This is a genomic window from Bacillus sp. REN3, assembly GCF_017912555.1.
Classification (GTDB): Bacteria; Bacillota; Bacilli; order Bacillales; family Cytobacillaceae; genus Mesobacillus.
This window is the reverse complement of record NZ_JAERSD010000006.1, coordinates 22,757-47,266: the sequence shown is the minus strand read 5'-3', so window position 1 is coordinate 47,266 and position 24,510 is coordinate 22,757. Positions and strand designations below refer to the sequence as shown.

The 24,510-nt window shown below is 44.3% G+C and carries 23 protein-coding genes; 1 reads left to right on the top strand and 22 read right to left on the bottom strand.

The window, feature by feature from the left end; all coding sequences use genetic code 11:
- Nucleotides 1-21: 21 nt before the first annotated feature.
- From JJQ88_RS07190 to ilvA, 8 genes are all read right to left on the bottom strand, one after another.
- Nucleotides 22-438: a hypothetical protein gene (locus JJQ88_RS07190; protein ID WP_210365062.1), complete on the bottom strand. Its 417-nt coding sequence runs from the start codon at nt 436-438 to the stop codon at nt 22-24.
- Nucleotides 435-923 (bottom strand): HyaD/HybD family hydrogenase maturation endopeptidase, encoded by a 489-nt coding sequence (locus tag JJQ88_RS07185; protein WP_210365061.1) that lies wholly within the window; start codon nt 921-923, stop codon nt 435-437. The genes JJQ88_RS07190 and JJQ88_RS07185 overlap by 4 nt, the downstream gene beginning before the upstream one ends.
- A complete protein-coding gene (cybH, locus tag JJQ88_RS07180) occupies nt 916-1,605 on the bottom strand; it encodes a Ni/Fe-hydrogenase, b-type cytochrome subunit (protein WP_246860982.1) in 690 nt (229 codons plus the stop codon). The genes JJQ88_RS07185 and cybH overlap by 8 nt, the downstream gene beginning before the upstream one ends.
- 134 nt (nt 1,606-1,739) lie before the next feature.
- Nucleotides 1,740-3,458, bottom strand: a complete 1,719-nt coding sequence (locus JJQ88_RS07175) for a nickel-dependent hydrogenase large subunit (RefSeq protein WP_210365059.1) — start codon at nt 3,456-3,458, stop codon at nt 1,740-1,742.
- Nucleotides 3,455-4,537, bottom strand: coding sequence for a hydrogenase small subunit (locus JJQ88_RS07170; RefSeq protein ID WP_210365058.1), 1,083 nt, complete (start codon nt 4,535-4,537; stop codon nt 3,455-3,457). Before JJQ88_RS07170 ends, JJQ88_RS07175 begins: the two co-directional genes overlap by 4 nt.
- 219 nt (nt 4,538-4,756) lie before the next feature.
- Nucleotides 4,757-5,530, bottom strand: a complete 774-nt coding sequence (tatC, locus tag JJQ88_RS07165; protein WP_210365057.1) for a twin-arginine translocase subunit TatC — start codon at nt 5,528-5,530, stop codon at nt 4,757-4,759.
- A 219-nt stretch (nt 5,531-5,749) separates the two neighbouring features.
- Nucleotides 5,750-5,953: a twin-arginine translocase TatA/TatE family subunit gene (locus JJQ88_RS07160; protein WP_210365056.1), complete on the bottom strand. Its 204-nt coding sequence runs from the start codon at nt 5,951-5,953 to the stop codon at nt 5,750-5,752.
- A gap of 173 nt (nt 5,954-6,126) precedes the next feature.
- Entirely contained in the window at nt 6,127-7,395 is a 1,269-nt protein-coding gene (gene ilvA, locus JJQ88_RS07155) for a threonine ammonia-lyase IlvA (protein ID WP_210365055.1), read from the bottom strand.
- Between the two features lie 161 nt (nt 7,396-7,556).
- On the opposite strand from ilvA, the gene JJQ88_RS07150 reads away from it, so the two are divergent.
- Nucleotides 7,557-7,778: a hypothetical protein gene (locus tag JJQ88_RS07150; protein WP_210365054.1), complete on the top strand. Its 222-nt coding sequence runs from the start codon at nt 7,557-7,559 to the stop codon at nt 7,776-7,778.
- 135 nt (nt 7,779-7,913) lie between these two features.
- Here the strand turns inward: JJQ88_RS07150 and JJQ88_RS07145 are convergent, their stop codons facing one another.
- The 14 genes from JJQ88_RS07145 to JJQ88_RS07080 all read right to left on the bottom strand — a co-directional run bounded on the left by JJQ88_RS07145 (nt 7,914) and on the right by JJQ88_RS07080 (nt 24,281).
- Complete coding sequence (locus JJQ88_RS07145) at nt 7,914-8,399, bottom strand: dihydrofolate reductase (protein ID WP_210365053.1); 486 nt, start codon at nt 8,397-8,399, stop codon at nt 7,914-7,916.
- Nucleotides 8,396-9,190, bottom strand: a complete 795-nt coding sequence (locus tag JJQ88_RS07140; RefSeq protein ID WP_210365052.1) for a thymidylate synthase — start codon at nt 9,188-9,190, stop codon at nt 8,396-8,398. Before JJQ88_RS07140 ends, JJQ88_RS07145 begins: the two co-directional genes overlap by 4 nt.
- A gap of 68 nt (nt 9,191-9,258) precedes the next feature.
- Complete coding sequence (locus JJQ88_RS07135; RefSeq protein ID WP_210365051.1) at nt 9,259-9,966, bottom strand: anthrax toxin lethal factor-related metalloendopeptidase; 708 nt, start codon at nt 9,964-9,966, stop codon at nt 9,259-9,261.
- Between the two features lie 1,224 nt (nt 9,967-11,190).
- Nucleotides 11,191-12,279, bottom strand: a complete 1,089-nt coding sequence (locus JJQ88_RS07130; protein ID WP_210365050.1) for a toxic anion resistance protein — start codon at nt 12,277-12,279, stop codon at nt 11,191-11,193.
- A gap of 13 nt (nt 12,280-12,292) precedes the next feature.
- Nucleotides 12,293-13,909 (bottom strand): YceG family protein, encoded by a 1,617-nt coding sequence (locus tag JJQ88_RS07125; protein WP_210365049.1) that lies wholly within the window; start codon nt 13,907-13,909, stop codon nt 12,293-12,295.
- A gap of 673 nt (nt 13,910-14,582) precedes the next feature.
- The gene (locus JJQ88_RS07120; RefSeq protein ID WP_210365048.1) at nt 14,583-15,368 is read right to left on the bottom strand and encodes a TerC family protein; all 786 of its coding nucleotides are present in this window, start codon (nt 15,366-15,368) and stop codon (nt 14,583-14,585) included.
- A gap of 205 nt (nt 15,369-15,573) precedes the next feature.
- Complete coding sequence (locus tag JJQ88_RS07115) at nt 15,574-16,158, bottom strand: YpjP family protein (protein WP_210365047.1); 585 nt, start codon at nt 16,156-16,158, stop codon at nt 15,574-15,576.
- Nucleotides 16,159-16,782: 624 nt separating this feature from the next.
- On the bottom strand, nt 16,783-17,559 hold the full coding sequence (locus JJQ88_RS07110) for a class I SAM-dependent methyltransferase (protein ID WP_210365046.1): 777 nt from the start codon (nt 17,557-17,559) through the stop codon (nt 16,783-16,785).
- Between the two features lie 46 nt (nt 17,560-17,605).
- On the bottom strand, nt 17,606-17,788 hold the full coding sequence (locus tag JJQ88_RS07105) for a hypothetical protein (RefSeq protein ID WP_210365045.1): 183 nt from the start codon (nt 17,786-17,788) through the stop codon (nt 17,606-17,608).
- A gap of 11 nt (nt 17,789-17,799) precedes the next feature.
- Complete coding sequence (locus tag JJQ88_RS07100) at nt 17,800-18,234, bottom strand: BrxA/BrxB family bacilliredoxin (RefSeq protein WP_210365044.1); 435 nt, start codon at nt 18,232-18,234, stop codon at nt 17,800-17,802.
- Between the two features lie 76 nt (nt 18,235-18,310).
- On the bottom strand, nt 18,311-20,023 hold the full coding sequence (gene ilvD, locus JJQ88_RS07095) for a dihydroxy-acid dehydratase (RefSeq protein WP_210365043.1): 1,713 nt from the start codon (nt 20,021-20,023) through the stop codon (nt 18,311-18,313).
- Nucleotides 20,024-20,411: 388 nt separating this feature from the next.
- On the bottom strand, nt 20,412-21,542 hold the full coding sequence (locus JJQ88_RS07090) for a virulence factor (protein WP_210365042.1): 1,131 nt from the start codon (nt 21,540-21,542) through the stop codon (nt 20,412-20,414).
- A gap of 214 nt (nt 21,543-21,756) precedes the next feature.
- The gene (locus JJQ88_RS07085) at nt 21,757-23,640 is read right to left on the bottom strand and encodes an ABC-F family ATP-binding cassette domain-containing protein (protein ID WP_210365041.1); all 1,884 of its coding nucleotides are present in this window, start codon (nt 23,638-23,640) and stop codon (nt 21,757-21,759) included.
- On the bottom strand, nt 23,637-24,281 hold the full coding sequence (locus tag JJQ88_RS07080) for an HD domain-containing protein (RefSeq protein WP_210365040.1): 645 nt from the start codon (nt 24,279-24,281) through the stop codon (nt 23,637-23,639). Before JJQ88_RS07080 ends, JJQ88_RS07085 begins: the two co-directional genes overlap by 4 nt.
- Between the last annotated feature and the right edge of the window lie 229 nt (nt 24,282-24,510).

Genomic DNA, 24,510 nt, shown 5'->3' with positions numbered 1-24,510 from the left:
GATTCCCAAGCAGGCATTCTGTTAAGTGGACATTCCGACATATACTTTTCCATTCTCAAACTTGGTTGGAAGTTCGGTGTAGACGAGGCTTCCCTTCTTCGCTCCAAAATTGTACTCTTTTTCACATATCAAACATTTTCCAGTTGCGTATAGTGGAGTAAAGGCAAGAAGATTGGAACAGACAGGGCATATTCCGCTTATCGCCTGCATGTTCCGCTCATCAACCAAAACTAAAATTGGCTGGCCAGAAATGAATCTTTGTTCCACGCCTTCTTTCAAATCATTTTCTTCAGATAAATAGTGCCATCTGATTCTCATTGCCCGATCAGCAGCCAGTGACAGCTTCTCGAAATCTTCCTCGATGACGGGTGAACAGATCGCTCTCAGTGTTTCACCAAAACCATTCTTCATTTCCTTAAAGAATTCCGTACGTTTCATGATGCATCTCTCCATTGTCTTACCTGGTCTTCAACTTTATCTGCAAGTTGCTGCAGCCTGCCAGCATTCACCTGTGACAGTTCGATACCAAGTTCAAGTGAAGTTGGCTGCATCCCGAACATGACGATATGCTTCGGATACCTTTCCCTTAGCTTTGCGGCAAATAGAACCTCTTGGAATCCAAGCTGGTGGATGGACATCTTCACTCCATAATATGCGGGAATATCTTCGCCTATGAGGGTGATGATTGCGCCTCCCTCCTTACCGGCATTGATTGCGTCAATGATGATTAAATGGCTGGAATCCTCTACGGGGCCTAAGAGCCTCATTCCATCTGTTGAACCTTCAATGATTTCCACCATAGAGTCATTCCTGAACTTTTCTTCAAGCAACGGAAGGATATGGACGCCAACACCCTCATCCTGATAGAGGGTGTTGCCGATTCCTATAATGGTAATCTTTCTTTCCGGATTAAAGCTATTCATCGTCTTCACCAACGTGTTTTTTCTTTTCGATTTTATAACCGGTGAAGATAGAAGACATTGTTCCGTTCCGCTGCAAATAATCTTCTCGGAAGGCCAGATAAATATGGATCACCGTAAAAACCATGAATGCCCATGCCACCAAATGATGCAATGACCTGATGGTGAAGCTGTCATCCCCTGATAGAGGAGGCACAAGGAAAAAGAAGATGCTTCCGAAAAATGATTCAGGCTGTGGTTCAAAATAGAGGAAGAATCCAGTGAAAATGATGATAATGGATCCAACACCCATAAATAGGATATAGCTAAGCTGCGCCAAAGGGTTATGTCCGATATAATGCGGTTTCTTGTGTTTGAGAAAGAGATAGAATTTTACCGTCTCCCATGTTTCCTTCCAGAAAATCAGCCTGAATGGATGTGAAATCGCATATCTGTTCCCTTTGAATACCCAGTATTGACGATAAATCATGTTCGCAGTGAAGATGAATGCTGCAAAGAAGTGGATATATCTTGCCCATCCCATCAAATAGGAGTAGTAAGCATCCTCAGGTATTGTCGCGCCTGCGAATGGCTGCCCGATATAGATCCCCGTTGCCATGAGGACGAAAATGGCTACGAAATTGACCCAGTGCCAGATACGGACTGGCAGCTCCCAGACATATACTTTCACATGCGTTTGATTCATAGGTTCATATTTTGCAACCCTTCCAGGCAGGAAGGATGTTTCACTGTTCGTACCTGAATTGGGCTGTTTCTTTAAATCTGGTAATAGGGGATCCGGATTGGGATTTATGTTAAGGTCTGACATGGTTCAGCCTCCTAACCGATCCGTATTTCAGTCATATTTTTTGATTCCAGATCTGTAAGATGCACCGCACACGCAAGGCAAGGATCGAATGAGTGGATGATCCTGAGAATCTCGAGCGGCTTCTCCTTATCGAGAAGAGGTGTGCCTTTCAATGCTGCTTCGTAAGCACCGATGTTGCCGTTATGGTCCTTAGGGGATGCATTCCATGTTGTAGGCACTACTGCCTGATAATTTTTTGTCTTTCCATCCATTATTTCAATCCAATGCCCCAAAGCACCCCTAGGCGCCTCCATCCAGCCGATTCCTTGTGTTTTCTTCGGCCAGCTTTCAGGCTCCCATTTCGTCCGATCGAATGTAACCTGGTCGCCATTTTTAATATTCTTTAATAATTCATCCATGTCATTTCTCATCCAGTTGGTCATAAGCACGGTTTCAAGCCCGCGGGCAACCGTACGCCCCAGTGCTGACTGCAGTGCCTTTACAGGAAGGCCAATCTTCGCAAGAGTTTCATCGACAATATTGACTATCTCATCTTTACCAGATGCATAGCCGATCATCATCCTTGCTAGCGGACCTGTTTCCATAGGCTTCTCCTTCCAGCGCGGGGCTTTCAGCCAGCTGTATTTCTCGTCTGTATCCAATGTCTTGAAAGGCGCTTTCGGTCCGGTATAGTTAAAGGTTGTTTCACCATCCCATGGGTGCTTGCCGCCCTTGTCCTTGCCTTCGTACGTATACCAAGAATGATCAATGAATTCCTGTATATGGGACGGATCCTTCAAGTCTATGTCATGAATTTCATTCAGATTGCCATCAAGGATGATTCCGCGCGGAATCCTGTAATTTTTCGTGTCATATAGATGGGTGGTTGAAAAGTCCCCGTAGCACATATAGTTGTTCAAACCGCCGCCATGCGTCCAATCCTTATAAAAAGAACCAATCGCGATCAAGTCAGGGATATACACCTGATTGACGAATTCCCTGGCTTCGTCGATCAATTGGGAAACATGCGACAGGCGCTCGGCATGGATACCATTGTCGCTATTGATATCGAGTGGTGTTGCCATACCACCGACAACATAATGAGGATGCGGGTTTTTCCCGCCGAAAATAGTATGGATTTTCACAATTTCCTTTTGCCAATCCAATGCTTCAAGATAGTGCGCTACAGCAAGAAGATTGACCTCTGGAGGGAGCTTATAAGCCTTGTGTCCCCAATAGCCATTTGCGAAAATTCCAAGCTGTCCGCTCTCAACAATCCGTTTTACCTTCGTTTGGACATCTTTGAAATATCCCGGCGAAGATTTCGGCCAAGTTGAGATTGATTGTGCGATCTTCGAGGTCTCATTCACATCGGCTTTAAGCGCGCTGACTACATCTACCCAATCAAGGGCGTGCAAGTGGTAGAAATGGACAACATGGTCATGCGCAAACACGGTCTGGTTCATTATGTCCCTGATTAAATGAGCATTTTTTGGTATTTTGATATCAAGTGCGTCCTCTACGGACCTTATGGCTGCAAGGGCATGCACCGTTGTACATACACCGCATATCCTTTGGACATATGCCCAGACATCTCGAGGGTCCCTGTCCCTTACGATCAGTTCAAGTCCGCGGATGGAAGTCCCAGAACTGTATGCATCCTTGATTACACCTTTATCATCAATGTCCGCTTCGATCCTTAGATGCCCTTCAATCCTAGTGATGGGATCAACTACTATCCGTTCACTCATTCTTCTCCACCCCGTTTGTCATCAAGTTTCTTTTTAACTACCGTTCCTGCAGCATGGACAGCAACTCCAGCGGCTGTAAGGGCAGTCGCAGCCAATCCAACATCATCCGGATTGATCGTTGTCTGGGTTCCCGGTATCTTGGCACGGCGGACGAAGAATGGTCCATTGTCCCAGAAGCCTTTTTCCGCACAGCCGATACATGGATTCCCTGATTGGATCGGATAGCTGACTCCTCCATTCCAGCGCATCTCTGCGCACGCATTATAGGTTGTCGGCCCCTTGCATCCTACCTTATAGAGGCAGTAGCCTTGTTTGGCACCTTCATCGTCAAATGACTCCACGAAAAGACCGGCATCGAAATATGCCCTTCTGTTGCATTTATCATGGATTCGGTGCCGGTAAAATGCTTTCGGCCTACCAAGATGATCAAGCTCTGGCAGCGACCCGAATGTGATAATATGAGCAATTACGCCAGTCATCACTTCCGCTATTGGAGGACAACCAGGAACGAGGATAACAGGTGTATCTTTTACAAATTCAGTGATCGGCTTAGCGCCAGTAGGATTCGGTCCGGCTGCCGGTATTCCTCCCCATGATGAACAGCTTCCATATGCGATAATCGCTTTCGCGCCCTTTGCCGCTTCCAGGAATGTCTCTTTGGCGTCTATCCCTCCAACAGTCAAAAACGCGGAATCCTCAGGAATGCTTCCCTCTACAGCGAGCACATACTTGCCTTCATATTCCTCTATGACCTTCTTCATCGCAGCTTCAACCTGATGACCAGCAGCTGCCGAAAGCACTTCTGAATACTCGAGCGAAATCATTTCAAGCAAGACGCTTTCTGTTTTCGGATGCGAAGAACGGATAAATGACTCCGAACAACCTGTGCAGTCCTGCAGCTGCAGCCAGATCACAGGAACTCGCTCACTGATTTCCATCGCTTCCACTACCTTGCCGGATTGATTGAATTCCAACCCCATAGCCGCTGTAAGGGCAGTGCACATTTTCAGAAAATCCCGTCTGGAAACTCCTTGCTCCAGGGCAGTTTCATAAATCGTCTTTTTTGCTTTGATACCCATCTCTCTAACCCTCCCTTAATGCCATGAAAAGAATTGAATTGGTGTTGATTTACCCAAAATGTACCATAACAGCGGCCGATGAGTCCTTACTTTTTGAATATTGACACAAAGAATCCTTAAGTCAGTAATAACAGTGATTTCGTTGAAAAATCGACGATAAAGGGGTGTTACATTTTTCAAGCATAGAAAAAGCCATCAGATTGTGAAATCTGATGGCTTTTATACTGAGGTTTTTTCTCTATCATTTTCTTCCGTGTCACCGAATTCTTCCTGCCATTCTTTTTCTTTCTTCAACTTCCTTCTGTAGACAAGTTTGGAAAGGTTGATGCTGATTTCATATAAAATCAGCAGCGGAATTGTCACAATGATATCTGACATGAAGTCAGGAGGCGAAATCACGACTGATATCACAATCAGGACAAAGTATGCATACTTCCTGATTTTCACCAGGACATATGGGTTGATGATTCCAAGCGAAGTAAGAAACATGACGACGACCGGCAGCTCAAACAAGATCCCGAATGGGATGGTCATATGCATGATGAACTTGAAATATTTTTCCGCAGTGAAGTTCGTAACCAGCATGTCACCGCTCAGCTCAACCAGGAAGTTCAATACAGTCGGAAAGATGACGAAATATCCGAATGCAAGCCCAACAATGAAGAGAATGAACAAAGCCGGAATGTAAGAAAGGGAGATTTTCCTTTCAATCGGCTTGAGCGCTGGTTTTACAAACAACCAGAGTTGTGTGGCCAGGACTGGAATCGTCCCGGCAATCGCAATGATGGTCGCAAGCATGAAATAAATCCAGATGATGTCGCTTGGACCAAGAACGATCAGCTTCACATCCAGGTCGCGGACGAAAAATTCATAAATATCTTTAACATAGACGAAGCCTACCCCGAAAAAAACGATGAACGCGACCGCGGAAATGATTAGCCTTTTCCGAAGTTCATCGAGGTGGTCGACGAGATTCAATTCTTTATCTTCCATACTGATCCCCTGCCAATTCCTTTGTTGCACTTTTGAACAAGCTATGTTAAATATAATGTTTGCTATTTCCTTAAGGATTCCACTCCATGGCTGGGGACAGGCCGCAAATTGCCACGGCCAATCCGCCAATCAGCAGAAGTATCGCTGGTTCCATTCTAAACAGTACTATTTAACATCGCATTGAAGAGAAAAAGGTGTAAGACTAAAACATCTTACACCTTATTTAGTAACTTTGGTAACTTCCTTCTTTTCTTCCTCGAACTCTTCCATGACATCGCTAGTCAATTCACGAGTGGATTTTTTGAATTCACGAAGTGTCTGACCGAACGCCCGCCCGATTTCAGGAAGCTTCTTTGGACCAAAGATGATCAGGGCAAGAACTAGAATTAGAATCAACCCAGGAACACCGATGTTTGATAACATATCAACATCTCCTTTAAACTTATTGTAAATCTACTATGATTATATTACTTTTATTCCCTGATTGGGAGCTAAGTTACGAAAGTTCATTATAAATTCACAAAGGCTTTAAGAATTTCACCAAGTGTGACATTTATTATTTTATTATATCTTGCCCAATTTATCTATCATTAATATCAAACAAGCAAATTGAAGAGCTGATTGTCTTTGTTTAATTCCATATAGGAGAAGCCTTTCTTCTCCATGCTGGCAATTAACCTAGGGTAATCATCCTTATTCTTCAACTCAATGCCGACCAGCGCCGGACCGCTTTCTTTATTGTTTTTCTTCGTATATTCAAACCTTGTGATATCATCCCCTGGCCCCAGGACATCGTCGAGGAATTCGCGTAATGCACCTGCCCGCTGGGGAAAATTGACGATGAAGTAATATAGGAGTCCTTCATAAAGCAAGGATCGCTCCTTGATTTCCTGCATCCTACCGATATCATTATTTCCCCCGCTGATCACACAGACCACTGTCTTTCCTTTTATTTCTTCCCTTAAAAAATCCAAAGCGGCAATGGGCAAAGCTCCAGCAGGCTCGGTGACAATTGCGTGCTTATTGTAGAGCTCCAGGATTGAGCTGCATACTTTTCCTTCAGGCACATCGATGATTCCGTCCATGGATTCCCGGCAAATATCGAATGTTTTTTCGCCTACGCATTTCACTGCTGCGCCATCAACGAATGTATCTATGTTTTCAAGGGAAAGGACATGATCTTCCGATAGTGCTGCACTCATGGATGCAGCTCCTCCTGGTTCGACTCCAATCATCTTAGTGGCGGGCGAAACGCTTTTTATGTAGGTACTCAGCCCAGCCATCAATCCTCCGCCACCAATGCCGGCAACCACGTAATCGACCGATTCCTGGCAATCATTCATGATCTCCACCGCAACGGTTCCCTGTCCGGCAATGACTTTCTCATCATCAAATGGATGGATGAACTCTCGTCCCTCTTTTTCGGCACAGGCCCATGCCTCTCGATACGAATCATCAAAAGTATCTCCAACTAGAACGATTTCAACATTTCCGCGGCCGAACATCTCTACCTGGCTGACCTTCTGCCCTGGCGTTGTCGCCGGCATGAAGATCTTTCCGCTAACCCCCAATTGCCGGCATGCATAGGCCACACCCTGCGCGTGGTTGCCTGCACTTGCGCAGACTACCCCATTCTGAAGTCCCGATTCCCAAAGCAGTTTCATCGCATAGTATGCTCCTCTCAGCTTGAAAGAACGGACATGCTGGAGGTCCTCCCTCTTTAAGTAAATTTCAGCTCCGTATTTTTCCGATAAACGCTGGTTAAACTGCAATGGTGTATGGGCAACAACCTCTTTAAGGTGTCGGTAGGCAATTAAAATATCTTCTACATTCACCCATTTTTTGCTCATTGTTTTCTGTTCCATTTTGTCACCCTCACTTTGCTCAAATATTAATTTTTCCATTATAACATGGATTCCAGGTCCGTCGAAAGAATTTTTCAAATATTTAAATTCTTGTTCTTCCAGTCTGAATAGAAAGGTAGTAAAATAACATTAAAATGGACTATCTGTTGGAGGGATGAGAAATGGAATTTTCTTTATGCAGTCTTGACGGAGCAATGCCAGTTGAAATCACGGTTGATGAGGATAATGGCAGATACATGATCAGGAAAAGTGATTCAAGTGGAGAGTTTTTCAACACCCCTGTTGAAATGGTGGAATGGATTCGCGCTAACTTCACTCCTGATGATTTTTGTTCCCCTGCGGAATTCAAAGAGATGATGGAAAGTCTTTCTCAATTTGGATAATCGTCATCCCCGTCCCTCTAATTCGTTCATTGTTATGAAAAAAGAAGCACAGCCCCGATTATTGGAGGCTGTGCTTTTTTCATTTTAAGATTGTTCTTTTTGCAGCAGCTAATTCGAATACTGTTGCTCGCAAACTTAAATCCGCTTATAAATCAAGAATTCATAGTCATATGGGTTCTTTTCGTTCTTTGGCCCTTTTTCCCTTGATTCAAGCCTCCATTTTCCAATATCGAATACTGGAAAAAATGTGTCTCCCTCGAATTGTTCATGAATCATTGTCAGATAGAGTCTATCTGCCCTTGGGAGGATTTCCTTGAAAATTTCAGCGCCGCCGATCACAAAAACTTCTTCCCTTTTCCTGTCTGCATAATCGAAAAGCTCATCAACGGAATTCATGACGGTGCATCCCTCAGCGGCATATTCCCTGTCCCGGGTGATGATGATGTTTTCCCTCCCTGGCAAAGGCTTTCCGATTGACTCGAATGTCTTTCTTCCCATTGCGATCGCATGGCCCATTGTCACTCGCTTGAAAAATTTTAGATCCTCGGGGATCCTCCATGGCAGTTGATTATCAACGCCGATGACCCGGTTTTCATCCATCGCCCAAATGAGTGAAATCATACGCTGACAACTCCCTTAATATGCGGATGCGCATCATAATCAACAATTTCAAAGTCCTCAAATTTAAAGCTGAAAATCGACTTCACTTCAGGATTGATTCTCATTTTCGGCAGAGGTTTCGGATCCCTTGTCAGCTGAAGTTTAACTTGATCCAAGTGGTTAAGGTAAATATGTGTATCTCCGAAAGTGTGGATGAATTCACCCGGTTCAAGATCCGTCACCTGTGCAATCATCATCGTTAAAAGTGCATACGATGCAATATTGAACGGCACTCCAAGGAAGACATCTGCTGATCTTTGGTATAGCTGGCACGAAAGTTTGCCGTCTGCCACATAAAATTGAAACATGCAATGGCAAGGAGGCAGAGCCATCTTGTCAAGTTCAGCCACGTTCCAGGCATTGACAATCATTCTTCTGGAATCGGGATTGGTCTTGATTGTATGTATCAATTCGGATATTTGGTCAATGGTTACTCCATCCGCTCCATTCCAGGATCGCCACTGATGTCCATAGACAGGTCCTAAATCCCCATTCTCGTCTGCCCACTCATTCCATATCCTTACCCCATTTTCCTGAAGGTATTTAACATTCGTATCTCCTCTCAGGAACCAAAGGAGTTCATGAATTATCGATTTCACATGGAGTTTTTTAGTTGTCAGCAATGGAAAACCTTGCTGGAGATCGAATCTCATTTGATAGCCAAAAGTACTGATCGTACCAGTTCCCGTACGGTCGCTTTTTTCCACACCAGTTTCAAGCACATGCCTGCATAAGTCCAAATATTGTTTCATGAATGTCCCTGCCTTTCAAACAAGCCGTTTATCCTTTCTATTTTATCAGATAAATCGCTTGTTGCAATTCATTCGAGGCTATCAATATACCCAAATGTCCGTGGGGCTTTTTGCTTAAGCAACCGGGCAGGGATGCCGCCGATATAAAACATTGCAAAAGCCTCTGCGAAGTATTCTTCTGGGTAATCAAGGAAATAGGATTGGCCAGGGAACAACAAGCTGCTCTCCTTTCTCCAGATTTGCTCGAATCTCTCATCCTCCCTAATTCCTCCATAAACATACCGATCCAGTGAATGTGCAAGTTCATGGAGCTCAAGGTTCACAGAGCCATGTCCATGTCCCCTCTGGCTGCTGCCAATTTTAACAAGGACAAGCTTAGAGCCCCCGATTCCCGGTACATCGTCCCAAGTCTTGCCGGATTCGTAGCCGCGGGGAATCACTCCCTTTAAATGCCTGACAGATGGGTTGTCGGTTAAATTGCCTTCAAATAGCTTGATTTTGATGTTATGCTCAGCTGTTTTTTCCAGCATGGAATCCGGAAGAAGAGCAATCCTGTTTATAATCCTTGCGGCCTCTTGCTGGTCAAAATCCCCTTCCGGAAGGATGAACAGTTCACCTGTATCGTCCGCAGCAAGAGGCTCAAGAGAATTGTATAAGATTGATTGTTTAGGATATTGATTGAGGAGAATACCATTAATATCGGCATTTGAGCTGCCGAGCAGCGGAAAGGAGAAGAGAGACACGATCAAGAGCTGTATGAATTTGCGCAATTTCATCCTCCCCTTTCCTTTTATATGGCTACAATGTTATGAAAATTATAACATATGAGTATTTAGGCTTATGCTGTGAATTTCAGGAAAGAAGTTGTCTTTTATTAACACGATTTAAAGGAACCTTCCAATTCCCGGGGCAACTGAAAAAAACCTTGAAGGGCAGCCATTGTTCCACGGGGCATGCAGTGATGAAACCGAAAGAAGGCCTGATTGGGCACCGAGGAAGGCTAACGACCAAATTGATGAAACCCTTAAGTCCAGACTTCCATCCAGGACAAGACCTGAGCTTTTTGGGGGGAGATTGCTAATTCCCAGGAATTCATCGGAGTGATTGAAAAGGAAGGTTCTTTTCTAAAAAGATTGTTGCTTTTATATTAAGAAAAATAAAAGGAAATTTTATTAAAATAATGAAACAAAACTATAATTCTACATGTATATATATTAAATAAATCATCAGGGGGAGGCTATTTCAATGGAGTTATTTATCACATTAACAGTAATAGCGATAGCGATAGTTACTCTTTTGAAAAATTTCCGTTCAAGTAGAGCAGTTATTCTTGACCGCACAGCAAAGCTAAATGAGGATACAAAATTAGTAATGTGTCCTTTATGCCAAACAAGGGTTAAGCGCCAAGAACATGGACAACAATGCCCTAACTGTAACAAGTATTTTTAGTTTGGTTGGAATACTAATTAATGTATAAAACAAGCCACTGAATTTTGCTCAGTGTCTTTTTGTTATGCTGTTAACCTAAAACTTTGAACTGGAAAACTATTTGATTTTTTACAGGATGAAACAAGCATCTGTTCTAAACGTTTTTCAAACTCTAAATCCTTTCCAGACTCAAGCCACCTGAACCAACTCCAACTAAGGATAAGTCCAGGGATTGCTATAGGGTTAGGCGAAGAATAGCGGATTACAACACAGACACCGATATAATGCAGCCTTTATTGGCATGGAATCGCAATTCGCCATGGCCATTTTTACGTTCAAGCTAGAACGGATACTCAAACTGATTAGATGAAAAAATCTTAAAAAGAGAACTGAAAACAAGAAAAAAGCCGAATTATTCCCAAAAATACGGAAACGAACTGGCTTTTTTTGGTGTTCAAGAAATCCTGAAAACCGGCAGATTTTCAGTGGCCACCCATATCCGGAAGGGTCCTTTTCGGCATGTTCTGAAGTGGAGTGTATAAATTTTAAAAGTATTGCTAATTGAAAGTTTTTTACTGTTCAATGTTCTGGAATTTTTCCTGGATCAGAAGAAGGCAATGGCTGCTCTCATTTTTCATGCGTTTGTTCTCCTCATCAATCAATCTTATTTCCTCCAGGCCCTTTTTGATGATTTTGCAGCTTTCCTCAAGCAACCCGAGATGAAAGGAATCTTTGTTAATATAATGGCCTATATTGGAGCGATCCTGAACGTCCCTCTCCAGCGCATCTTCCGTTCGGCGGACCAATTCCTTCATCGAGTCAGCCGCAAGCTTTTGTCTCTTTTCATCCAAAGCCTGGAACAACCCGTTCTTAAAAATGGGGATGGCCGTCATGAACGCTGAATTGATTTTCCTTACCAATATCCCATTTGTTTGCTGAATCAGCTTAATCTGCTGGGCTGTCTGTAAAGCAACGATTCCGACAAACTTCAGCTGGTGGATTTTTTGATCGAGCAGATCAATCGCTCGTATAAGAGATTCATACTCGATGGATACCTCGCAGTCTGCTAATACTGCCTTTGGCATCTTTGCCTCCATCATGGCCATCCAATCCATCTTCAAGTCCTCCAGCTTGATCTCAGCAGCTACAGTATATTTTTCAAGAGATAAATAATACTGATAGACTTGCTCATGCATTCGTTCAAGCATATTCGCCGAATCAGCCATGACACTCTGGAAATTGGAAATATCGATATATATTTTTTCTATTTCTTTCCCCATGGACTGATACTTTTCAAAAAGGCGATCAACAGGCAGTTGTCCTTTATTGGACAGGATGCTGAAAATTCCGCGCGGCTTTTTCTCAAAATCCTTTCGGTCAAACCGCTCGAGGATTTTTTCCAGGCCAACCAAAAACGAAGTAGGATCTTCGGCTCTGTCCTTCCGTATATTCCAAAGAAGCTGGTCAGAGACACTTGATATGCCTAGTGCAAGATTCATTCCATATTCGAGAATCCGGATTGGGTCATGAACATCGATTGACCGGGCAAGAGCCAGTACCTCCGGCTCACCGCGGAGCGCCAGTTTCAAACCTGCAGCCATTTCAGATCGAGGTTTGAATCCCTCAAAAATGATGTCTTGGTTACCTGTCGGCTCGTCCATATCATTCTCCCCTTCATTTTTTAAAGAAACGATGGAAGATCACTCTATGAATGATCGATGGCTTTTTAAATTCCTGCTCAAAAACGATATCATCAAGCCAGTGCCCATCGAAGGCACTTGCTTCAATGAAATTTTCAATATCATTCCTGGCGGCAGGATTGAAAAGGACCAAGTCGATTCCAAATTGGTTCAGAAGCAAAAGCAATGCAGCATCCGGCCTGGTCATAAGCCCATTTAGCTCATTGTTGTATATAACCACTTTCGGGACAGCCTGTGAATAATCAAACCTTTGCAGCATTTTCAGGAAGATTTCCGGTATCTGCATTGCCTGGGTGAACAAATAAGTTTTTGTTTCTTCCAGAGTTTCATGCAACCCTGGTTTCAGCTTCGGATTGGCACACATTTCCCTTATCGCATGTGCCAATCCAATTTGCAGGCCAGAAGGTAAATGCCTGTATTTCCAATAGCGTGACTCGATCATTTTTCCAGGATCAATTTTTCCGTCTTGGCCAAGTGCATTGCGATAGTGAAAACGGAAATCATTGTTCGCCCCAGTGGAAAAAGGAAACTCCCTGATTAATATCGTATTTTCAAATCCTATCACTGTATGGATATGTTTCCAGTATTCCCTCCGATTCTTGCTGACCCCGTAAATTTTCGAAAAAACCACCGGTATTTTCACCTTAGTATCCTTTACCTCAAAAGCTGGCCTGAATAAGGCCTTCTCCTGTGCAAGCATTAATAATTCATCGAAGGTTGTTTTCAGAGTGACCGATGCAGTCGCGTAATCTTTCAGCTGCCATGGCTTATAGAATCCTAAACCTTCATAGTTTAAGACTGTTTCGATCTCTTTTGACGCCCTGTAGGCTGTTGTGGCGCTCCTATTCCTTTTGCTGGCTGGGAAAGGCGCCGCTGCTTTCTTAAGGGGGTATTCGTGGGTAAAAATCTTTTCCTCAACAGAGGAAAAGATTTGGCTTCCTTCCGGAGAGAAGGCAGCGATGTCACAACCGATTTTCATAGCGAAATAAATCAAGTATTGATGGCTTTTCTTAAAGCTTCCATACCATAGCAGTTTAGGCATGTTTTTTTCCGGATCAGCGTTCCTTAAAAGGTCCTGGAGATGATTGTATGACCACTGGACAACATCGGCCAGAACGGAGAATGCGCTGTCTGTCCTCAATCCACGCTCCTCTTTCCTGGAAAACTCGTCGATGGTCTTAATGGCAGCCTCTTTTATTTTCGACTGGACTATTTTATTGGCGGAAGATACCATTAGATTTTCTTCTTCAAGTAAAGCGACGATCTGGGAGGGTGAAAGATTCCTCCTTTTCATTTCGGATATCAATTCTTTAGCGCACCGAACCGGTACGCCCCCTTTAGAATGATCAAGCGAATCCGCACTTAGCAAAACCATCCCATGCAAATGAACATAGTCATAAATCTGGTTATAATAATCGTCTTCCTCGAGAGGAATACCGCTGAATTGTGCAAGGACCTGGCCGATTTCCAATCTTTCGCCTTCTTTTTGGAAATTTGGCCGTTCATATAAAGGCATCTGCAGCGTTTCCAGCCAGTTATCATAAGTAACCGGCAATGTGTGGATCGATAATTGGCAGTCAGGCAGAAGCATAGTATCCCTTCCCTTTGGGGACTTAATCCATTTTGAGTATTTATTCATTATCATATCATAATCAAACCAGCATTTTCCCAAATTGCAAATGATTCTAGCATTGACAGAAAGGTGGTTTCACCCTCTTCCTTGTCCATGCATATAGTTGAGTACCAATAACCGAGAGGTGGATTTTCGATGCGCTTCCTATATAAACGGCAGCCCCATGATGAATTGAAGCGTGAGCTTGAGATTGTCAGGAACACAATGTGTTCCGGGGAATTTGTACTTTTTGATTTATTGTTTTATTCATTCATCTTTTCCCTTCTCATTATACCGGAGAATAGCGGAGCTTGGCTTTTCTGCATCCTGTTTTTCCTTATTTACCTTGCTGGGGCATGTGTTTTCCTAATTGTCCGTCGAATATTTTACTGCATAAAGGACTTTGATTTATTTCAGCGTTGAAATTCTTTGTTAAACTACAGCACGATATGCAGGCTGATTCCCAACGTACTATTAACAGAGGCTGCCTCGAGTTTGTACATGGGAAGTCAGGGGAAAAAGTCAAGCTGGCCAGACTAGACTGTTGATTCTTTCGCCTGACTGGTTTTTAGCTAAAATCAATTCCACTTGGAATGTGACAACCGCATAGAAAAAGGGAGCAGACAATGATCTGTTCCCTTAAGATACAAGCTTATTGTGCATTCCTATTTTGTTCTTTTTCAGCTTTTTTCTTCTTTGCATAATGGATCACGAAAGTTGCCGCGAATGTAATCAGCAGTAATATGAAGAAGTAAATGTGATCAAGATGGTAGCCAAAAACGCCGGCAAACATTTTTGCGCTGATGATCAAGATCAGGACATATGCTGTTGTTTCCAGTTCAGGAATCCGCTCAATCAGGTTAAGAAAAACGCCTGCGATTCCCCTCATCATCAGGACGCCAAGCATTCCTCCAAGCAGCAAGACCCAAACTTCCTGGCTGATACCAAAGGCAGCCAGGACGCTGTCAACGGAAAATGCAATATCCATGATTTCAACCGCAGCGACTGTTCCCCAGAATGTCCCAAAAAGCCTGATTAGAATGCCATTTTTGCTGATATCGCCTATATCCTCAATCTCGGGTTGTTCCCCCTTCTTTTTATCGATGAAATACTTGATCGACAGCCATGCCAGGTATGCAGCGCCAATAACTTTCACCCACCAAAGCTTAATCAGGTAAACACCGATGCCAATTGCAATGAATCTGAAAGCATATGCTCCGAGCAAGCCATAAAACAAGGCTTTTTTCCTCTGTTTCTCTGGCAGGTGTTTGACCATAACCGCAAGCACAAGTGCGTTATCAGCGGACAGCAACCCTTCGAGAATGACTAGCGTACCAATTAAGCCCCAGCTTACCGGATCCGTTAAAACCTTGACCCACATATCCCAATCGAAAAACTGGGCATAAGTATTGAGAATTCCCTGTAAAATTTCTGACATTCCTGAAGTGCCTCCCGGTTAGTCCTGATCATTCAGTGCAGAAAGACCCGGCACCATCCGGGTCTTTGAAAAACCAGCCTATATTCTAGTTACACGTCTGCGTGTCAACTTTTATCAGCAAGATGTAGAAAAAAACCAAACCGAATAAACAATAATAGATGTTTAGAATGATATTATTTTTTCATATACCTTCAAAAAATTCAAATCAAACGCTTTTCCACTTAGGAGGCATATTTTTGTCCCAAAAAATCGTACCCAGGGCATAGTGTGTCTGGAAGTTGTCGTGGTATGTATGATAATGAAAATTGAACCAGTAGCCCTCTTTTGGAGGATGGTCCCTCCTGACATGGAAACGGATGAGATCCTTGCCGTCCTTATCAAAGATATGAAAGATTTTTTCAGATGTCCCGCCACCCGGCGTCTCTGTTATTTCAAGCGAGTCAAGTCTTTCCCCTGGATACTGTGCTGCGACAGATTCAATAGCCCTTTCGATATTTGGAAGGATGGATTGCCTGAATTCATCCTCGATCACTGGCCCGATTTTATTGCCGAACTTCCGGAAGGATTGTTCTTCCGCTTCCTTCACGGCTCTGTCAATGAACCTTTCCCTTAGGGACTCCTCATCGAGAATAGGCTCCAAGCCTTCGACCATGGAGGTTTCTTCTAATGAAGATTTCCCAATTCGGTCTGCAGAGGTAGTCAGGAAACCATTTACCTGTGCAGGTGTCACCATCCCCAAAGTGAAGATGGAAATCAGGACAACCAGCGATTTACGGAGCCAAGCAGGCATATTTAACACTTCCTCATAAGTTGGATTAGATTGCGATAATTGTTTTAAAGAAGCTTGAAACAGCTTTCCCGTCAATTTTTCTATGAATGAGGGTATAAAAAAGATAAAACACGATATAAATATATATATTATTATACTTGTTTATACGAAAAAAAAGGGAACGGGTTTCAAAATTTCTGAAAAAGGATATTGATTAAGATAATCAGAATGTTTTTGTTCGAGGGAGGTCTAACAAATGGAGTGGTCATGGATAATTGTCGCTTTCAGTCTTTTGATGCTTGGATATTTTGTTTATCTGGCAATTGCTGATTAAGAGAAGGGGATTTTCCTTATAAGCGTGCTTACGGGGGCACCCCCCTTACTTTGTCAGTCTCGGTATCTGTCGAGCATGGGAATGTCTAAACAGGCGTGAGACGGGCATCTTGGAGACAGGGATCAGGTCACGCTGCCCAAGGTTTTTTTCATCCCTCCCCTATGGTGCCGGATGATGCCATAGGGAACTTGTCACCCTGCTGTTATGCCGCCTTTTGGTCAGGCTTCTTAGAGCAGGTGCCGGAGATTATCCAGCAGCAAAAACAGGATACTAACTTGCCTATAAAACAGAAAAAGAATGAGGTTGCCATCTCATTCTTTTTCTATGACGCCAAAATGGAACTTTGCCGATTTCCTCTGGATCACCTTGAAATTGAACCGTGCAAACCGGGGGCTTCGAAAGTGGTCCTTGAGTACCACCCTCCTTCTTGCCACTCGATGCGCTTGCTCGATCATTTCCTTCGAGATTCCCTCGTAGGCCGCAAAATGACTCAACCTACGGATTCCATCCGATTCAACGATTGTCGTCTCAAACATTGGATCGAAATAAACACAGTCAAAACTGTTGTCTGGCTGCAGCTTCAAATACTCAAGTGAAACACTTTCCACAACCTCGATATTCCTCATCGCATGATTGATCGATTCAATTCCTGAATCCCATGTTTTCAACCCATCACTTACAATGAAAGCTAGCGCTTTCCGGGCTTCTATGCCTTTGATAATCCCCTTGCTGCCCACAACATAGCTGGCAACAATGCTGTCTGCGCCAAGTCCCAGAGTACAATCGAGAAAACTCATGCCCTTTTCCAGCTTGGCAGCAGCAATCATTGGGTCTGTCTCCCCTTTCATCAGCCGTTTGATCCGGAACATAGCTGAGTTGGGGTGGAAAAAGAATGGCTCACTCTCGCCTAATGGAAAAAGTTCCAGTCTATCTTTTCCAATGACGAGGCAATCCTGCTGCTTCATTTCTTGAATGGCTTTGATTGACCGTTTCTTCCTGGGAATATATTCTACCATCAATCTGGCGGCTATTTCGCGAGCCTGGTAAACCATTTCATCGTTTGTCCTGCCTGCCGTTGTAACGAACATTTTCACCACCTCTTTTTCCAAAAAAACGAGTCGGATTCCTTTGGAATCAGTTTCCGGCAAGCGGATGGTCATCCCTTAAAGCGCTTGCCAGGATTTCCATTGAACGGCACTTCTCCAATGAAACAGCTTCCAGGGAAAGCATCGACCAAAGGAAATATAATATCAGTTCTTTCCAATCCCAACCAAACATGCCAAGCAAGCTGAAAAGAAAAAGGACGTCAGATGACATCCTTTCAGTTTCTAACAGTTTTTTTCAAAAGCTGATACGAGGTTTTCCATGATGCTTTCCATCGGTTGTCCTTCAATATCATGCCGTGGAATGAAATGGACAACTTCTTTCCCTTTCAGCAGTGCCATTGAAGGTGAGGAAGGCTCGATCCCAGTAAAATACTCGCGCATTTTTGCCGTTGCTTCCTTATCCTGTCCAGCAAACACTGTGACAAGGTGATCAGGTGTCTTTTCACTTCTCAGGATTGCCTGGGTAGCTGCCGGGCGCGCCAGGCCTGCAGCGCAGCCACAAACTGAGTTTATAACAACAAGGGTCGTGCCTGTTGCATTTTCAATGAACTGCTCGACTTCTTCAAAAGTCAGCAATTCTTTGAAGCCTGCACGTGTAAGTTCTTCCCTCATTGGCTTTACCATTTGCCTCATATATTCTTCATATGCCATTGACATAATAGGATCCCTCCCAAAATAGATGCAATGTTAGCATACAACATTGTGGATGATAAAGGCAACAGTTCCATCTTCATTAACTAAGGACTGGCTTTTTTGAATCGTTTTGCTCGAACAGATCCGTCACTGCCCCTTTAGATGAGCATGATACAAGTCTCGCGTATTTTCCCAGTGTTCCCCTTGAAGGGAACTCCGGCGGGCTCCATGTCAGTCTCCTGGCAGCAAATTCTTCCTCCGTCAAGTCTACCGCAAGCAATTTCCGCTCGCTGTCAACTGTGATCATGTCACCATTGCTGATAAGGGCAATTGGGCCTCCAACCTGAGCCTCGGGTGCAATATGGCCAACAACCAGCCCATGGCTTCCTCCGGAGAACCTCCCATCCGTCAGTAACGCTACACTTTCGCCAAGCCCCTTGCCGACGAGGATCGCAGACAAAGACAGCATTTCAGGCATACCGGGTCCGCCTTTCGGCCCTTCATAACGGATTACCAAAACGTCGCCAGCAACGACCTCGTTGGCCATAACAGCTTTTGAGGCGGACTCCTCATCATCGAAGACTTTAGCTGGGCCTGTCATGCTTTTTACCTTCAAACCTGAAACTTTTGCTACAGCCCCAGCAGGAGCGAGATTTCCTTTAAGGACAATCAACGGACCGTCATTTCTAAGGGGAGCACTAACCGGATGGATCACCTTCTGCCCATCCTTTAATTCAGGGAAGTCGTTAAGGTTCTCTTCAAGTGTCCTTCCTGTCACTGTCATGCAATCCCCATGCAGAAGCCCCTCTCTCAGCAATAATTTCATAACCGCTGGAATTCCGCCTGCCTCGAACAAATCCTGCATGACATATTTTCCGCTCGGCTTCAAATCTGCGATATGCGGGACCTTCTTCTGGATATCATTAAAGTCGTCCAGCTTCAAATCAACTTTTGCCGCGTGTGCAATCGCCATCAGATGGAGAATGGCGTTGGTTGAACCGCCAAGAGCCATGACAACGGTGATCGCATTCTCGAATGCTTTCTTTGTAAGGATCTGGCTTGGCCTGATACCTTTTTCGAGCAAATGGTAGACTGCTTTCCCTGCAGATTGGCAATCATCATGCTTGGCAGCCGTTTCAGCAGGGTTTGACGAACTTCCCGGGAGACTCATCCCAAGCGCTTCAATGGCGCTTGCCATAGTGTTGGCAGTATACATGCCTCCGCATGAACCTGCTCCAGGACATGCGTGGCACTCTATTTTATTCAAGCCGTGATCATCGATTTCTCCTTTATTGAACTTTCCTACCCCCTCGAAAGCAGAGACGATATCGATATCCTGGCCATCTAGCTTGCCTGGTCTGATTGTTCCGCCGTAAACAAATACCGAAGGCAAGTCCATCCGAGCGATTGCCATCATACAGCCTGGCATATTTTTATCACAGCCTCCAATCGCGACGAATCCATCGAGGCTTTCCCCTTCCACTACTGTCTCGATTGAATCAGCGATCAGATCCCTGCTTGGAAGCGAATAACGCATGCCATCCGTTCCCATTGAGATTCCATCAGAAACAGTAATGGTATTGAAGATAAGTGGCGCTCCGCCTGCAGCCCTTGCTCCTTCCTTGGCCCTGACAGCAAGCTTGTCTATATGTATATTGCAAGGCGTTACCTCGCTCCACGTGCTCGCAATGCCAATCATCGGCTTCCTGAAATCTTCATCACTGAAACCCACCGCCCTCAACATCGCCCTGTTGGGAGCCTTTCTGGCATCATCGCTGAATACATGGCTTTTGATCCTTAAGTCTTTTTCCACTAGAGGTCCCTCCCAATTTTTTATTCACTACGATACCCTTTTTTGCGTCTATTTGCAATAATTTTCACAAAATTTAATTTATTATTTTTAAGTAAGCGGATACATTTTCCGTACTTTTGAATGGTAACTTACCCCATCGAAAGGATTTGGACGCCCATATGATTTAATAAAAGAATTCAATATCCGCCAATAATATGTGGAGCAAAACGTGGATTCAGCATACTACCGTTCCAGTGATGGGACTATACTCCGCGTTACATAAAAGCCTATAGGTTCCCTTCTCATGTGATCAAGATAAAATTAGCATGATGAAGCATGCCATTTCCTGCAGTAAACCATGCAAAAAAGCCGGATTTGTCATAAATCCGGCATTATACATGAATAAAACTTATTGTTTTCTCGCTTCGGTCATTTGCTTCCACACAGAGCCCCTGGCCTCTTCTCCTTGTTCAATCCTCGCAATCGCAAGTTTCACCTGCATGCTTACCTCGAACTCAGGATCTTCCTCCGCTTCTTTTAAAGCAGGAAGCGCTTTTTCATCCCCTGCTTCATACAGAAACATAGCAGCACGCCAACGGACTAGCTTGCTTGGGTCCTTCAAGGCGCCCATCATTGCCTCCATCGCTTCCGGATAACCTAAATCTGACAGGCAGTCTCCTGCGGTCCTGCGCACGGTAACCGTCTTGTCTTTCAATGCCTTATACAAAAGGGGAAGAACTGCTTCGTCTTCTATCATCCCGAGGTAGACTGTGGCAAGCCTGCGGATCGAGGCCTTATCGTCGTTCAATGCTTTCTTGAGCATCGGCAAGTCCGTAAGCTCCGGATCATCCATCTGTTCTAAAAGCTGGTACCTTATACGCCAATCTGGGTGGTCAAGATCAGCCTCGGAAACCTTGATCTTTTTCTTTGCGGATTTTTGTCCTTCTTCCCCTGAAGGGCTGTTGGCAAACTTGATGAGCTCTGCCAAGCGATCTGGCGGGTATGCAGCTAATATCTCTTCCACAACATCCTGCCCGACCTGTTCAAGCCCGCCATAGCGGACTCCGAGCTCCTTCCATTTTCGGACCATCACAATATTATCCTCGGGTGTTTGCACTTTAGCAACACTTTGAACAAACAGATCGGGAAGGCCAAACCGCTTCTCTTCCGTCCCATCCGTCAGCTTGACCTGCATCGGGATTCCTTTATAGACTTGGATAAGAACTTTCACTTCACCGAAGTGCTTATCAATATTGCCTGTTTCGGCAGCTGCCTTTCCGGCATCCTCGCCAAAAGCCTTCCTTATTTCAGGCAGTATCGCTTTCCAGTCGTATTTTGAGTTCCTTTCGACAGCAAGGAAATCTGCCACATGGTAGACACCTTTTACCCCTTCAATTTCAAGTATTTTGACTACCACGTATGGGGCACCTTCTGCGGCATCCTTCTTGTAGTTGTGGCTTTTCCCCATTGGAAGCTCTTCATCTAGGTTTATTTTCATGGTATTTGGGCTCGGTGTTGGTTCAATCGATAAAATTTTCACGTTCCCACCCCTTTATTTTTCTAATTGCAGCCATTTTAACATAACAGTTTTTTTAAATCATGGAAGCCGGCTATGTTATCTTTTATCTGCAGGCATAAAAGATGACGGCAAACATTCTTCAGTGCGAAAGATCGTGATGATCAAGCAATTTACCAGAGGTCCTGGCAAGATATCAGTACCGCCTGCTCGCCCATTATTCTCAATGAAACGCTAGTTATTCATTCTCTGCTATCTCCGCTAAATAGCTCCACCGTTCGATCAGGTACTCAAGATGGTCGTTCAACTCAGTTTCTTCCTTCATCAAAGCCTGCCCTTTTTCAAAGTCGCTCCCGATATCCGCCATTTCTTCCTGAACCTCTTCGAGCCGTTTTTCGGCAGCAGCAATTTTATCACCGATGCTTTCCCATTCCATTTTTTCGTTGAAGGACATCCGCTTTTTCTTTTGCTTTTCTTCCGGTTTAGCTTTGTCTTTTTTTACTGGTTGGCTTTCCTCTGCAAGCTTTGGCCATTTTTCAAGAAAATCCGTGTAGTTCCCGAAATAAAATTCAGTCTTCCCTTGCCCTTCAAGGACAAGAAGCTGGTCGACCACCTTATCAAGGAAATAGCGGTCATGGGAGACTGTGAGGACAACTCCAGGGAACTCTTCAAGGTAGTCCTCGAGGACTGTCAATGTTTGTGTATCAAGATCATTCGTCGGTTCATCCAGCAAGAGTACGTTTGGTTCTTCCATGAGCAGCTTCAATAGATAAAGCCGGCGTTTCTCTCCCCCGGACAATTTCCGGATGGGAGTTCCATGTGAATACATCGGGAACAGGAACCTTTCCAGCATCTGCGCTGCTGAAATCACCTTTCCGTCTGTTGTCTTTACCAGCTCTGCCGTTTCCTTAAGATATTCGATCATCCGCTTGTTCTCATCCATTTCCTCATTTTCCTGGGTGTAGTAAGCGACCTTGACAGTTTGCCCTGTAATTAACTCACCGGCGTCAAGAGGAATCTTTCCCGCAAGAATATTCAACAATGTCGATTTCCCGGAACCATTGCGACCGATGATTCCAAGCCTGTCACCTGGTTTCACAAGCAAATCAAAATCAGCAAGGATTACCTGGTCATCGTATTGCTTGGAAGCCCCCTTCAACTCAAGAACCTGTTTTCCAAGCCTGCTGCCGCTTAGGGCTATATCCAGCTTATCAGACGCCTTGACTGCGGATAGTTCTTCATCGAGTTTATCAAATCGCTGGATACGTGCTTTTTGCTTTGTTGTCCTGGCTTTTGCGCCTCGTCTGATCCATTCGAGTTCCTGTCTGAACAAGTTTTTCTTTTTTTCAAATGTCGCCGCTTCATTTTCTTCCCTTATTGCCTTTGCTTCAAGGAAACTCGCATAGTTTCCCTTATAACTGTATAATGAGCCGCCATCAAGTTCGAATATCCGGTTTGTCACCCTGTCAAGAAAATAGCGATCATGGGTAACTAGCAATAGCGATCCCGGATACCTTGACAAATAATCTTCCAGCCATTTTACAGTTTCATAATCAAGGTGGTTAGTGGGCTCATCAAGGATCAGCAAATCAGGTGCTTCTATCAATACCTGAGCGAGTGCGACCCGCTTCCTCTGGCCCCCTGATAGCTCCCCCGTCTTCTTTGTGAAATCAGAAATCCCCAGCTGCATGAGGATCGATTTGGCTGCAGTGCTGGCATCCCAGGCGTTTGAACTGTCCATGCGTCTCTGTAATCCGTATAGTTTTTCAAGAAGCCCTGCATCTTCAGGATTGCTTCCAAGCTGCGAAAGTACCGACTCATAATCCCTCATCAGCTTTAAAATAGGAGCTTCCCCGCTGAAAACCTGGTCAAGTACCGTGCTGTCCGGATCCATTTCTGGCTGTTGAGAGAGAAAGGAAATTTTATAATCCTTCGGATATGTAATCCGTCCAGAATCCGCTTGATCTATGCCGGCGACAATATTCAGCAGCGATGATTTCCCTGTCCCGTTCACTCCAATCAGGCCAACCCGTTCATGCTCGCCAATCGTAAAAGTGATATTATTGAATAGCTGTTTTTCTCCGTATGTTTTTGTCAAGTCTTCAATCGTAATCATCTTCATGCCTTACCATTCCATTCGCTGTAAAATTGTGAGAGGTACTTTTCCATGAATCGATGCCGCTCCTCTGCGAGCTGTTTTGCATATGCAGTGTTCATTCTATCTTTAAGCTTCAGAAGCTTTTCATAAAAATGGTTGATCGAAGAACTATCACCGTTGCGGTATTCTTCAATTGTCATTTGATCCCTGACTGCAAGCCCTGGTTCATAAAGGGGATGGCCTTTCTTTCCGCCATATGCAAATGCCCTGGCAATTCCTATTGCTCCAAGGGCATCCAGCCGGTCAGCATCCTGGACGATTTCCGCTTCGATGGTATTAAGTTCTATGTCCCTTCCACCTTTGAATGAGACTTTTTCGATACATTCTAAGATCATCGCAGCCAATCTGTCATCCAGATTCAGAGTGGACAAAAAGGAATACAGCTTACTCCAACCCGCTTCTTCCGTTTCATTCAGTTTCCCGTCCGGGATGTCATGAAGCAATGCTGCCATTTCGATGATGAACCAGTCTCCCCGGTTCTCCTTGCTCCAAATAAGCCTGGCATTCTTCCTTACCCTGTCAATATGATGCCAGTCATGTCCGGATGAATCCTTTTCAAGCTCATTTTTGACGAAGAGTTCAGCAGCTCTTATCATTTCATTCATTTTGCCACCCGCTTTCCTCGGAAACTATTTTATCATATACCTCAATTAATCCTGTATAAATGGTTCCTTTCAAGGCATCTTTGCCGATTTCTGTAATGCCCGTTAATCTATACTCAGTCAGTATGATTCTCTGGAGAAATGCGTCAAAGCAGGTTAAGTGGAAGGCCCCGCCATACGCGATTATACGGAGATTCTCAATCCTTTATTTGGCGGTCTTTCCTGACTATCC

Bases quoted from the DNA above. Each gene is read 5' to 3' on its own strand.
- JJQ88_RS07190 (WP_210365062.1), bottom strand. From the start codon at position 438: ATGAAACGTACGGAATTCTTTAAGGAAATGAAGAATGGTTTTGGTGAA.
- JJQ88_RS07185 (WP_210365061.1), bottom strand. From the start codon at position 923: ATGAATAGCTTTAATCCGGAAAGAAAGATTACCATTATAGGAATCGGC.
- cybH (WP_246860982.1), bottom strand. From the start codon at position 1,605: ATGAATCAAACGCATGTGAAAGTATATGTCTGGGAGCTGCCAGTCCGT.
- JJQ88_RS07175 (WP_210365059.1), bottom strand. From the start codon at position 3,458: ATGAGTGAACGGATAGTAGTTGATCCCATCACTAGGATTGAAGGGCAT.
- JJQ88_RS07170 (WP_210365058.1), bottom strand. From the start codon at position 4,537: ATGGGTATCAAAGCAAAAAAGACGATTTATGAAACTGCCCTGGAGCAA.
- tatC (WP_210365057.1), bottom strand. From the start codon at position 5,530: ATGGAAGATAAAGAATTGAATCTCGTCGACCACCTCGATGAACTTCGG.
- JJQ88_RS07160 (WP_210365056.1), bottom strand. From the start codon at position 5,953: ATGTTATCAAACATCGGTGTTCCTGGGTTGATTCTAATTCTAGTTCTT.
- ilvA (WP_210365055.1), bottom strand. From the start codon at position 7,395: ATGGAACAGAAAACAATGAGCAAAAAATGGGTGAATGTAGAAGATATT.
- JJQ88_RS07150 (WP_210365054.1), top strand. From the start codon at position 7,557: ATGGAATTTTCTTTATGCAGTCTTGACGGAGCAATGCCAGTTGAAATC.
- JJQ88_RS07145 (WP_210365053.1), bottom strand. From the start codon at position 8,399: ATGATTTCACTCATTTGGGCGATGGATGAAAACCGGGTCATCGGCGTT.
- JJQ88_RS07140 (WP_210365052.1), bottom strand. From the start codon at position 9,190: ATGAAACAATATTTGGACTTATGCAGGCATGTGCTTGAAACTGGTGTG.
- JJQ88_RS07135 (WP_210365051.1), bottom strand. From the start codon at position 9,966: ATGAAATTGCGCAAATTCATACAGCTCTTGATCGTGTCTCTCTTCTCC.
- JJQ88_RS07130 (WP_210365050.1), bottom strand. From the start codon at position 12,279: ATGGACGAGCCGACAGGTAACCAAGACATCATTTTTGAGGGATTCAAA.
- JJQ88_RS07125 (WP_210365049.1), bottom strand. From the start codon at position 13,909: ATGCTTCTGCCTGACTGCCAATTATCGATCCACACATTGCCGGTTACT.
- JJQ88_RS07120 (WP_210365048.1), bottom strand. From the start codon at position 15,368: ATGTCAGAAATTTTACAGGGAATTCTCAATACTTATGCCCAGTTTTTC.
- JJQ88_RS07115 (WP_210365047.1), bottom strand. From the start codon at position 16,158: ATGCCTGCTTGGCTCCGTAAATCGCTGGTTGTCCTGATTTCCATCTTC.
- JJQ88_RS07110 (WP_210365046.1), bottom strand. From the start codon at position 17,559: ATGTTCGTTACAACGGCAGGCAGGACAAACGATGAAATGGTTTACCAG.
- JJQ88_RS07105 (WP_210365045.1), bottom strand. From the start codon at position 17,788: ATGTCATCTGACGTCCTTTTTCTTTTCAGCTTGCTTGGCATGTTTGGT.
- JJQ88_RS07100 (WP_210365044.1), bottom strand. From the start codon at position 18,234: ATGTCAATGGCATATGAAGAATATATGAGGCAAATGGTAAAGCCAATG.
- JJQ88_RS07085 (WP_210365041.1), bottom strand. From the start codon at position 23,640: ATGAAGATGATTACGATTGAAGACTTGACAAAAACATACGGAGAAAAA.
- JJQ88_RS07080 (WP_210365040.1), bottom strand. From the start codon at position 24,281: ATGAATGAAATGATAAGAGCTGCTGAACTCTTCGTCAAAAATGAGCTT.